Origin of the sequence: Streptomyces sp. R21 (assembly GCF_041051975.1) — a bacterium.
Lineage (GTDB): Bacteria > Actinomycetota > Actinomycetes > Streptomycetales > Streptomycetaceae > Streptomyces.
In genome coordinates this window covers 8,408,848-8,420,266 of sequence record NZ_CP163435.1, presented here as the reverse complement: position 1 = coordinate 8,420,266, position 11,419 = coordinate 8,408,848, and the positions used below count along the sequence as shown (strand labels likewise).

General features: G+C 72.6%; 6 protein-coding genes. 2 read left to right on the top strand and 4 right to left on the bottom strand.

Features of this window, described 5'->3' with window-relative positions:
* Positions 1-21: 21 nt before the first annotated feature.
* Entirely contained in the window at positions 22-1,608 is a 1,587-nt protein-coding gene (locus tag AB5J56_RS37515; RefSeq protein ID WP_369239643.1) for an APC family permease, read from the top strand.
* Positions 1,609-1,657: 49 nt separating this feature from the next.
* Positions 1,658-3,208, top strand: coding sequence for a GMC family oxidoreductase (locus AB5J56_RS37510; RefSeq protein WP_369239641.1), 1,551 nt, complete (start codon positions 1,658-1,660; stop codon positions 3,206-3,208).
* Here the strand turns inward: AB5J56_RS37510 and AB5J56_RS37505 are convergent, their stop codons facing one another.
* The 4 genes from AB5J56_RS37505 to AB5J56_RS37490 form a co-directional block, all read right to left on the bottom strand.
* Positions 3,209-7,945, bottom strand: coding sequence for a hypothetical protein (locus AB5J56_RS37505; RefSeq protein ID WP_369239640.1), 4,737 nt, complete (start codon positions 7,943-7,945; stop codon positions 3,209-3,211).
* Positions 7,946-8,006: 61 nt separating this feature from the next.
* Entirely contained in the window at positions 8,007-8,888 is an 882-nt protein-coding gene (locus AB5J56_RS37500; RefSeq protein ID WP_369239639.1) for a hypothetical protein, read from the bottom strand.
* A gap of 58 nt (positions 8,889-8,946) precedes the next feature.
* Positions 8,947-10,473 carry a hypothetical protein gene (locus AB5J56_RS37495; RefSeq protein ID WP_369239638.1) on the bottom strand — a complete coding sequence of 509 codons (1,527 nt, stop codon included), beginning with the start codon at positions 10,471-10,473 and terminating at the stop codon, positions 8,947-8,949.
* 120 nt (positions 10,474-10,593) lie between these two features.
* Complete coding sequence (locus AB5J56_RS37490) at positions 10,594-11,277, bottom strand: GntR family transcriptional regulator (protein ID WP_369239636.1); 684 nt, start codon at positions 11,275-11,277, stop codon at positions 10,594-10,596.
* Between the last annotated feature and the right edge of the window lie 142 nt (positions 11,278-11,419).

Below are 11,419 nucleotides of genomic sequence, written 5' to 3'. Positions count from 1 at the left end.
AGGCCCACCAGGAGTCCGCTCATGACGACAACCGAACAACCACCATCCGGACCACACGGCCAACAAGGTCAACACGGTCATGACGACGCCGAACTCGCCGAGTTCGGCTACAAGCCCGAACTCAAGCGCACCCTCGGCAACTTCCACACCTTCGCCGCCGGCATCAGCTACATCTCGATCCTCACCGGCACCTTCCAACTCTTCTATTTCGGTTACGGCAGCGGTGGCCCCGCCTACTGGTGGTCGTGGCCGATGGTCTTCGTCGGCCAGTTCATGGTCGCGCTGTGCTTCGCGGAGCTGGCCGCCCGCTATCCCGTCGCGGGCTCCGTCTACAACTGGTCGAAGAAGATCGGCAATCCGCACCTCGGCTGGCTCGCCGGCTGGATGATGCTGATCGCGTCCATCGTGTCGATCTCGGCGGTGGCGCTCGCCTACCAGCTGACGCTTCCTCAGATCTCGTCCGCCTTCCAGTTCGTGGGCGACGGCACCGGGAAGTACGACGTGGCGACGAACGCGGTGGTCCTGGCCACCGTCCTCATCCTGTTCACGACCCTGGTGAACGCCTTCGGCGTGAAGCTGATGGCCACCATCAACAGCGCCGGCGTCTTCATCGAGCTGGTCGCCACCGTCGTCCTCATCGTGCTGTTCGCCGTCCACATCACACGAGGCCCGCAGGTGGTCACCGACACGCAGGGCACCGGGGCCGGCCACTCGGCGGGCTATCTGGGCGCGTTCATGGTGGCCTCGCTGGCCTCCGCGTACGTCATGTACGGCTTCGACACGGCCGCCTCGCTCGGTGAGGAGTCCCTCGACCCCTCGCGCAACGCGCCGCGCGCCATCATCCGCGCCATCGTCGCCTCGTTCATCCTGGGCGGTCTGGTGCTGCTGCTCGCGCTGATGAGCGTCTCCAGCCTCAAGGGCGAGAAGCTGTCCACGGACGGACTGCAGTACATCGTGCTCGACGTGCTCGGCCCGACGGCCGGCAAGGCGATGCTGTGGTGCGTGCTGATCGCGGTCACCGTCTGCGCGCTGGCCGTGCACACGGCGGCGATCCGGCTGGCCTTCGCGATGTCCCGGGACAACAACCTGCCCGCGTCCTCGCTGCTGGCCAAGGTCAGCCCGCGCTTCCAGACTCCGGTGCTGCCCGCGGTGATCATCGGCGTGCTCGCCGTGGCGATCCTGGTCGTCAACATCCGTCAGCCGCAGATCTTCACGGTGGTGACCAGCATCGGCATCATCATGATCTACCTCGCCTACCTCGGCGTCACCGGACCGATGCTGGTGGCCCGGCTGCGCGGCAAGTGGCAGCCCGCGGGCGACGGCAAGTTCTCGCTGGGCCGCTGGGGCCTGCTCGTCAACATCGTCGCCGCGGTGTGGGGCGCGGCCATGACGATCAACCTGATCTGGCCGCGCGCCGAGGTCTACAACGCCGCCGCCCCCTTCCACTGGTACCTGCGCTGGGGCGCGGTCCTGTTCGTCGCGGTGATCGCCGGCGGCGGCTTCGCCTACTACTGGTTCATCCAGCGTCACAAGACCGGCGTGCTCGCCGAGCACCGGCTCCAGGACACCGCCGCGGCCGCTCCCCTCGCCGCCCCCGCCGCCGACTGAGGACCGGCACAAGACCGACTGATGCGCTACTCAAGGAGGTCAACTTCCCATGAGCATCGATGAGTTCGACTATGTAGTGGTCGGCGGCGGCACCGCGGGGAACGTGGTCGCGGCCCGGCTCTCCGAGGACCCCACCGTCACCGTGTGCGTCCTGGAGGCAGGGCCAAGCGACGTCGGCGACGACGACGTGATGAAGCTGGAGCGCTGGATGGGCCTGCTGGAGTCCGGCTACGACTGGGACTACCCGGTCGAGCCGCAGTCCAGCGGCAACAGCTTCATGCGGCACGCCCGCGCCAGGGTCCTCGGCGGCTGTTCGTCCCACAACTCCTGTATCGCCTTCTGGGCACCCGCCGAGGACCTGGACGACTGGGCGGCCGCGGGCTGTACGGGCTGGAGCGCCGCCGAACTCTTCCCGCTCTACCGGCGGTTGGAGTCCAACGACGCTCCCGGCGACCACCACGGCCGTACCGGACCGGTGAAACTGCGCACGCTGAAGGGCGAAGACCCCTGCGGCAGCGCCCTGTTGGAGGCGTGCGCACAGGCCGGGATCCCGACGACCGCCTTCAACTCCGGTACGACGGTGGTGCGCGGCGCCAACTGGTTCCAGATCAACTCCGACGAGAACAACATCCGCCAGTCGTCGTCGGTGGCCTACCTCCACCCGATCATCGGCAAGCGCCCCAACCTGGACGTACGCACCGGAGTGCGGGCCAGGAAACTGGTCCTCGACGGCCGCCGCTGCGTAGGCGCCGAGTACCTGGACCCGGACCTCATCCACACCCGCACCGTGCGCGCCCGGCGCGAGGTGATCGTGTCGTGCGGCTCCATCGACACCCCCAAGCTGCTGATGCTGTCGGGCATCGGACCCGCGGAGCATCTGCGCGAGGTCGGCGTCGATGTTGTGGTGGACTCGGCGGGCGTCGGCGAGAACCTCCAGGACCACCCGGAGGGCGTCATCATGTGGGACGCCAAGCAGCCGATGACCACCACGTCCAGCCAGTGGTGGGAGGCGGGCATCTTCTACGACACCGAACCTGGCCTGGACCGGCCGGACCTGATGTTCCACTACGGCTCGGTGCCGTTCGACATGAACACCGCGCGCTGGGGCTACCCGACGTCCGAGAACGCCTTCTGTCTCACGCCGAACGTGACCCGCGCCAAGTCACGCGGGACGGTACGGCTGCGCACTCTCGACTACCGGGACAAGCCCAAGGTCGATCCGCGCTACTTCACCCACGAGCACGACGTGCGCGTGATGACGTACGGCCTGAAGCTGGCCCGGAAGATCGCCTCTCAGCCTGCCCTCAGCGGCTGGGCGGGCGCGGAACTGGCGCCGGGGCCCGACGTGCGGACCGACGACGAGCTGCTCGACTACATCCACAAGACCCACAACACCGTCTACCACCCGTCCTGCACCGTGAAGATGGGCGCGGACGACGACGCCTCGGCCCCGCTCGACGCGCGGCTGCGGGTCAAGGGGGTCGAGGGTCTGCGGGTCGCCGACGGCTCGGTGATGCCGGACCTGATCTCGGTCAACCCGTGCATCACGACGATGATGATCGGCGAGAAGTGCGCGGACATGCTGAAGGAGGATGCCTGATCAACTGGTCGCGGGCGTCGGCCGTTTGAACATCCGCGTCGCCGTGATCTCGCTGTGCACCGACTCGTCCTCCCCGGCCGGGGCCTGCTGAGGCAGTCCCGGCCGGAGGTGTTCCTCCACGCTGATGTACTTCAGCCCGGCGCGCAGGTCGGCGTCGTTGCGCAGCCGGATGACGAGGGGGAACTCAGCGAGCGCCGTCGTGTCGAACAGGCCGGTGGTGTAGAGGAGTTGGACGCCCAGCGCGTCCGAGACGGCCCTCTGCAGCTCGAGGAGGTACGTCGCGTTGGCGCGCCCGATGGGGTTGTCCAGGAACAGCGTGCCCGCGTGCCGGTGCTTGTCGCTTCTGCCGCGGTCGTTGGAGCGCAGCGCGGCCATCGTGCAGTACAGCGCGATGGCCGCGGTGAGCAGCTGGCCGCCGGAGAACACGTCGCCCATCTGCCCGACGGGGACACGCTCGGCGCGCAGCACGGCGTCCGGTTTGAGGATCTCCACGGCGACGCCCTTGGGCTCCAGCGCCGCACTGACCCCGCGCAGCAGCAGCGACATGCCGTCGCGGCGCATGTCGGAGTTCTTCTTCACGGCCGCGCGGGTCGCCTCGTCGACGACCAGGCCGAGCCGCTCTGTCAGGGTGGCCTGGTCGGGCTCCTCGAAGCGGATGCGCAGGAACTCCTGCCCGGACCACTCGCCGAGCCCCTCCGGCAGGCGGGACAGCCGCTGGGCCGAGCGCAGCGTCGCCAGGGACGACTCGACGAGGCCGCGCAGCCGGTCCACGATCGAGTCGCGGTTGCGCTCCAGCTGCGCCAACTCGTCGGTGAGGACGCGCAGTCGGGGCGCGAAGGCGTCCGCCCACTTCTGCGCGTGCTCGGGCAGCGCGGCGGCGGGCAGCTCGCGGATCTGCTGGCGGGCGGGGGTGCGGACCTGCTCGTAGCGCGTGGAGTTGGCGTGCCGGACGAGGATGTCGCTCGCCTCGCGTACGGCTGCCTCGGCGGCGGAGAGGTCGGTGGCACAGCCGCGCAGCGACCGGCGGGTCTCGGCGGCGGCCCGGCGGGCCTCTTCGAGGTTTCCGGGGTAGGGCTCGGGCTCCTCCTGCTCGTCGTCCCCGTGCTCGCGCAGCAGGTCCCTGAGCAGGGCGGCCGTCTCGTCGAAGCCGCCGGCGCCGTCCTCGGCGGCGCGGTGCGCGTCGAGCAGCTCGGCGTGGGCCTCGCGCGCCTGGGTCAACGCCTCGGTGCGCGAGGCGAGTTCACCGGTGGCGGTGCGCAGCAGAACCTGTGCGTGCTCGCCGTCGCGCGGGATCAGCTCCTCCGGCAGTTCGGTGTGGGCCTCGCCGTCCTCGGGCGCGTGCCGCTCGGCCTCGCCGCGCAGCCGTCCGAGCTGCTCGCTCGCGGTCGACATGCGCGTCTCCAGGAGCTGGACCAGCTCCTCGGCGCGGGCGGCCGCGGCCTGCCGGGAGGGCCCGTCGGAGCCGTCCGTCGACTCCAGGAGCTGCGCCGCGCGCGTGCGCACCTTGTTGCTGAGCCGGTCCAGGTCCGCGAGCGCGGCGCTCTCGTCACTCTCGGCCCGCGCCTGCTCGGCCCGCAGATCGGCGCCGACACCGACCTTCTCGTAGAGCTGCGAGGCGGCCCGGTAGGCCTCCCGCAGGGCGGGCAGCGACGACTTCGCGGCTGCCGACTCATCGTCCGGTACGTCGTCGGGCGCACCCGCGATCTCGGCGCGCTCGGCGCGCAGCGCGCGAGCCGTGCGACGGGCGTCGTCAGCGGCGCGCTGGATGGCGCGGCGGTCCTCGTCGGCGGCGCGGGCGCGCTCCAGGCAGACCTGGGCGCGGGCCTCCGACTCGGCTGCCTCGTCGGCGAGTTCGCGCAGCTTGACCTGCCAGCCGGCGCGTTCGCGCAGCCGGAAGGCGAGTCCGGCGAGCGCGTCGGCGGCGCGCCGGGCACGCTGGGCGGCCTCCTGCCGCTCGTCGCGCACCAGGGCAGCCTCGGCCGCGGCCTCGTCGGCCTCGGTCCGGACGGTGCGTGCCTCGGCGAGTTCGGCCTCGGCCTCCTCGGCGAACGCGCGCGCCTCCCCGGCGGCGCTGCCGAGTTCGACGAGCCGTCCGGCCGGGCAGCCGGTGCGCCAGGACGCGAGCCGGGCCGCCAGCTCCCGGTCCTTGCCGAGCCGGGCCGCGAGCGCCCGGATCTCCTCGTCCCGCTCGGCGGCCCGGGCGCGCAGCGCCTGCCGCTCCTCGTCGGCGGCGTGCTCGTCGTGCATCGCCGGGTTCGGCGGTACGAGGAAGACACCACTGTCGCCCGCGTCGGGGGCCGGAGTGGGGGCGAGCAGCGCGGCGGCCGTGCCGACGGCGACGGCCGAACGCGGCAGCAGGGCGGCGTCGCCCAGTGCCTCGCGGGCCCGGGCGTGCGTGGCCGGGTCGGTGATGATCACGCCGTCGACCAGCTCGGGCCGCGCGGCCAGCACGCGCGCGTGGTCGGCGGGGTCGACGGCCTGCGCGAGGTAGCGCCAGCCGGGCAGGGCGGGGATGCCGTGCTCGCCGAGGAACTCGACCGTGGCGAGCACGTCGGGGCCGGGCGGCAGCAGCCCGCCGTCACCGAGCGCGCCGAGGATCCGGGCGTCGTCGGCCGCGGCGGTGCGCAGGTCGAAGAGCTGGCGCTCGGCGGAGGCGACCCCGTCGTCGAGCAGCTCCCGCAGCTCGTCGGCGTACCGGTCCAACTCCTCGGGGGCGAGGGGGCCTTCGGCTGCCGGGCGGGCACCGCGGGCTTTGCCGGTGTCCGGCTCTCCGCCCCGGCGACCGGCGTCGCTCGTGTCCTCGCCCTGCGCCGCCCCGGCCGTGGCGTCGGGCCCGGAGCCGTCCGCTCCCGGCCGGGGCATCGGTACTCCACCGCGCCCCGCTCCGGAGACACCCGGCAGGCTCAGCAGTTCGGCAAGCCGCTCTTCCGCGGCCAGTCCTTCGGCGGTGTGCCGCTCGGCGTCGTACGCGCGCTCGGCCGCGGTCGCGGCGTCGGCCGCGCGGGCGGCCGTGAGTTCGGCGCGCGACTCGGCGGAGGCGGCCTCGCGGGCGTGCTCGGTGGCGCGCCGCGATGCCTCGCGCGCGGTGTCCCATCCGGCGACGGCGGTCTTCTCGGCGTCGCTCGCGGCGAGTGCGGCCCGGGCCGGGTCGGCGTCGGGGGCGCTGTCGTCGAGCCAGCCCGCGCGCACGGCCTCGGCGGTCTCCTGCTCGACCTCGCTCAGGCGCTGGCGCAGATGTCCGGCCTCGCTGCGGGCGCGCTGCGCCTCGGTGGCGGCGGCGGTCGCGTCCCGGTGGGCGGCCTCGCCGACCTCCTGGAGCCCGGCGGAGCGCTCCTCCTCCTCGTTGGCGAGGGCCTCGGCGCCGTCGGCGGCGCGGTGCAGGGCGCGGACGAGATCGACGGCGGCCCTGGCGCGGGCGGCGAGCGCGGGCGCCGCGTCCCGCTCGGCCTCGCGGATCGCGGCGGCCACGCGCGCGGAGCGGTCGGCGGCGGCTCGGTGACGCAGCACGGCCTCGGCGGCCTGCCAGGCGGAGTGCAGCGTGCGCGCGTCGGCCAGCTCCCGCTTCTGCGCGGCGGCGGACTTCTCGGCCCCGGTGAGCGCCAACGAGGCGTGCCGGTAGGCGAGTTCGGCGGCGATGAGGGCGCTGCGCCCGCGGGATCCCTCGGCGTGCGTGACGGCGTACGCGGCGGCCGTGACCCGCTGTGCGAGGTCGCCGGCGCGGACGCGTTCCTGGACGCCGCGTGCGGTGAGCCGCCGGGCGAGGGTCCGGGTGCGCCGCTCGGCGGCCGTGTGGATGTCCCGTGCGCGGCCTCGGGCCTCGGCGGCCTCGACGATCCGGCCCAGCAGGTCCACGGACCCGGCCGTGAAGTCGCGTTCGGCGATCAGCTCGGCGCGCCGACCCAGCTTGTTCCCGAAGCCTCCGACGAGGTCGGCGAGTCCGTCGGTGTCCCGGGTGTCGGTGACGGCGCGCAGCAGCAGGTCGGTGAAGTCGGAGTCCTTCTTGACCGCGAAGAGACCGGCGGCCTCGCCCTCGTCGGCGTTCATCTCCCGCTGGTAGCGGAAGAGTTCGGGGTCCAGGCCCAGGTCGCCGAGGTGCTCGATCCAGCGGTCGTGGATCTCCTCCCAGTGCACTTCGAGGTGCGGGTACGCCTTGCCCGCCTCGGTGATCGCGTCCCGGAAGCCCTTCATGGTGCGGCGCCGCCCCTGGGCGCCGGACGCGCCCTCGACGGGCGGCCGGACGGCGGTGGCCTCGGCGACGGGGAGGTTGTCCAGGCTCAGGCCGGGGCCGGGCCGGAAGGAGTACCAGGCCTCGGCGAACTTGCGCGGGTCGTTGGAGACCTGCCGCCCGCGCCACTCGCTCACCTTGCCGACGACGACGCACTCGCCGGTCAGCGTGTGCTGCCACTCCAGCGCGACATGCCCGCAGTCGTCGGCGAGCAGGAACTTGCGCAGCACTCCGGAGCTGGCGCCGCCGAGGGTGTTGCGGTGGCCCGGCAGCATCACCGAGAAGATCAGCTTGAGCAGGACCGACTTGCCGCCGCCGTTCTCCAGGAAGAGCACGCCCGCGGGCGCGGGCCTGCGGGGCGGCCCGACGGGCTCGTCCTCGAAGAACTCCGCCTGGGTGGGCGCGGGGTCGGGCACGGGCTCGCCGACACCCCGCAGGTCCAGCACGGTGTCGGCATAGCGCGCACCGGCCGGTCCGATGGAGTACAGGCGAACCCGGGACAGCTCGTACATGGGCGGACTCTCGTAGTCGTAAGACGCAGTCGTGAAACGGTTCGTAAAGGCGTTCGGGAAGTCAGGAGTGGAACGGCAGCCCGGCGTCGGCCACCAGCTCCAGGTCCTCGGTGTCCTGGGCCGGCAGCAGCGTCGCCGTGCCGTCGGTCACCGGGACGACGCCCAGTTCCAGCAGCTCGGCGAGGGCGGCGCTGCCCGCCATGTCGCGCACCTGGAGCTGGTAGCGGGCGGTGGTCCGGTACGTTCCCCCGGCGTCGTCCCCGGTGCGCTGGAGGAACCCGGAGTCGGTGAGGAACGCGAGGGCCTTGCCGACGATGCCGGTCGTCGAGCCGGCGAGTCTGCGCGCGTCCTTGGTGGCGCCGGCGGAGCTTCTGCGGGCCCAGACCCGCCAGGCGGCCTCCAAACCGGGCGCGTCCGTCGACGGGTCGGTGTTCTCCCCCGTCTCCTCGGCCCGCTCCTCCAGCCTGCGGCAGGCCTGGCGTACGAACGCGTCGACGCCGTTGACCGAGACGCGCCCGATGTACCCGTCGTCGGCGAGGTCCTCGGGGCGCGGGAACGCCATGGCGGCGACGGCGAGATGGGCGAGGCCGTGCAGGAAACGGTCGGTGCCGTCGGCCGAGGTGCGACGCGCGTAATCGCCCATGCGGACGGCGAACACGGAGTCCTCGGCGGCGGTCACGGCCATCCCCGCGCGCGGGGACACCTCCAGGACGACCAGGCCGAGACCGGCGGCCACGGCGTCCGCGAGCCGCGCGAAGGGCGCGTCCTCGCGGTAGCGGCGCAGCAGCTCGGCGTACTCCTGGTCGCGGGCGGGCTGGAGCTTGGGCTGCAGCCCGAAGGCGACGAGCCGCGCCGCGTCGGCGGCGTCGGCGGGGGTGACGGCGGCGCTGGGCGCCGGCGCGGCGGCGCCCTCCGGCTCGCTCCACTCGACGTGCTCGGTCACGGCTGCTGCTCCTTGTTCTGGGACGACCCGTAGTTCGCCTGCGCTTTCAGCGGAGAGTTCACGCCGCCTCCGTCCGGCCCGCCGCCATGCCCGCCGCGTCCAGCAGGGCCATGCCGACGATCAGGTCGGCCCCGCCGAACTCGGGGTCGTCGAGCTCCGTGCCGTCGTCGACGGCGAACAGCAGCTTCTCCTCGCCCTGGCGGTAGGCGGTGCCGACCGGCGGGCTCGCCGCGTGGACGGCCAGCAGGGCGACGAGGTACGGCAGTTCGGGGTCGCGGCGGCGTGCCTCGGCGAGCAGCCCGGACAGCCGCCGGGGCGCGTCCGCGGGCAGGTCGAGCAGCTCCAGGGCGCTCGTCAGCTGCTCCTCGCTGAACCGGCTGTCGTCGGGGGTGGCGATCAGATCGGGCTCGGGCATCTCGGCACCGAGGTGCTCCCGCTCGGTGGGCGGCGTCAGCAGTATGTCGACGAGGTCCCCGACGCGGACGGAGACGGGCGTGCGCAGGCCGGTGCCGCGCGCGAAGAAGGCGTCCGTCACGCGCAGCGCCTGCTCCACGGGCAGCGGCAGCACGGGCGCGACGAGATGCCCGTAGAGGTCTATCCCCGACGTGGTCATGGGAGCGGCGAAGGCCTGCCGGTCCTGCTCGGCCCGGAACAGCGGTCCGGCCTCCAGCAGCCGGGACTGCAACTGCGTGTGCCTGCGGATGCAGTCCTTCACGATGTCGACCAGCTCGGCGGCGCGGCGCTTCTGCTCGGCGTCCTCCGACTCGTCGCGTGCCTTGCGGATGTTGGTGAGGATCGCGTTCTCGTGGCGGTAGCGGTCGGCGACGTGGTCGAGGGCCTCGGCGATCATGTCGGGCACGGCCTGGAGCCAGTCCACCGCGCGGACATTGCGCCGGGTCGCGTCCAGCGCCCGCCGGAGCGTCTCCGAGTACTGCACGGTCCGGTACCGGGCCTGCTCCGCGGCGAGCTGGGCGTCGGCGAGCCGGCCGCGGCTGATCAGCACCTCGAGCTTGACCTCGGCGGCGATCTGCGCGCTGGTGACGTCGGTGTCGAGGGCGCCGACGAGGACGTTGACCGCCTCGTCGGTCGTACGGAGGTAGACGGTCCCGCCGTATCCCGGGACCTCCTCGATCAGCTTGAAATCGTAGTCGCGGCGCACATAGGAGCCGTCGGGCGCGAACGTGCCGTACACGGCCCGGAAGCCGCGGTCGACGCTGCCGACGTTGATCAGGTTCTCCAGGACCCAGCGGGCCACGCGCTCGTGCTCGGCGACGGGCCGCTGCGGGGCCTGGGCGGCGATGCGCGGGATCAGCCTGGCCACTATCTGGTCGTGGTCGGCACCCGTGTCGAAGTCCATGTTCAGGGTGACCAGGTCGATGGCGGCGAGGGCGACCTCCGCCATCCCGTACACCGAGTACTCACCCGCGAGGTTCGCCTTGCGCGCATCGAGGTCGTGCAGCGGCGCGGTGCAGGCGAGGGCACGCAGCCGCCGCGCCAGGCCCTCGTCGGCGGCCGGGCCCGGGGCAGGGCGCGGCCCCGCGCTGAGCTGGGGCGGAACACGGTCCGTCGATGCAGGGGAAGTCACGGTGCACAGACTAGGTCCTCGGTCTGACAACGGTCGAAACGACGCAGAAGCGACCGCCGTCCCGGCGGCTGCACGCCCCGCAGCGCCCCGCCCGGCTTCCCTCGCGCCGGACGGGCCGGATCACCCCACTCGCCGTCCGTACACCTCGACGAGTCCCTTGAGCGAGTCGTCGAGATACTCCGCGAGCAGGCGCTCGGCCCCGTCCCGCTCGCCCGCCTGGAGCGCCTGGAGGATCTCCCGGTTGCGCAGAAGGTAGGGCTCGTGCAGCCGGCGCGGGTCGTCCACCACGTGGAAGGCGAGCCGCAGTTCGGCGAAGACGCTGCGCATCAGCTCATCTGTGCGGGCACTGCCGGCGAGCGCGACCAGCTCCCGGTGGAAGTGGATGTTGGCGGTGGAGACGCCTTTCCAGTCATCTTCGCGGGCCGCTCGCTGCCCGTCCGCGACGGCCTCGGCAAGTCCGTCGACGGCGTACGGCGGCCGGCCGAGGCCCCGTACGACCGCGCACTCGACGAGGCCCCGGGTGCGGTAGATGTCCTCGACGTCCTCGACGGTCAGCACCCGTACGAAGACGCCCCGGTTGAGCTCATGGATCAGCAGCCGCTCGTGCGTGAGCAGCCGGAACGCCTCGCGCAGCGTGTTGCGCGAGACGCCGAGCGCGCCCCCGATGCTGTCCTCGGACAGCCGTGTCCCCGGTGGGAAGAACCCGTCGGCGATCCGGCTCCTGAGGATGTCCGAGACCCGCTCGGCGGTGCTGGTGCGGCCCAGCAGGGCACGATCGTCGGCCAGTCCGGTCAGCTCTGCCATGCCCGGAATTCAATCGCAGAAATAAGAACGAAACAACGTGGGTATTGAGGGATCGTTCAACGATCCTCTACCTTGGCGGTCAGGCGCCGACGGCTCAGCCCCGGCGCCCCCGCTTCCGCACGGCACGGCTCATCCCTCAAGC

What these genes read in the sequence shown, in the direction of transcription:
- AB5J56_RS37505 (WP_369239640.1), bottom strand. Translation starts at nt 7,945, where the DNA reads ATGTACGAGCTGTCCCGGGTTCGCCTGTACTCCATCGGACCGGCCGGT.
- AB5J56_RS37515 (WP_369239643.1), top strand. Translation starts at nt 22, where the DNA reads ATGACGACAACCGAACAACCACCATCCGGACCACACGGCCAACAAGGT.
- AB5J56_RS37490 (WP_369239636.1), bottom strand. Translation starts at nt 11,277, where the DNA reads ATGGCAGAGCTGACCGGACTGGCCGACGATCGTGCCCTGCTGGGCCGC.
- AB5J56_RS37510 (WP_369239641.1), top strand. Translation starts at nt 1,658, where the DNA reads ATGAGCATCGATGAGTTCGACTATGTAGTGGTCGGCGGCGGCACCGCG.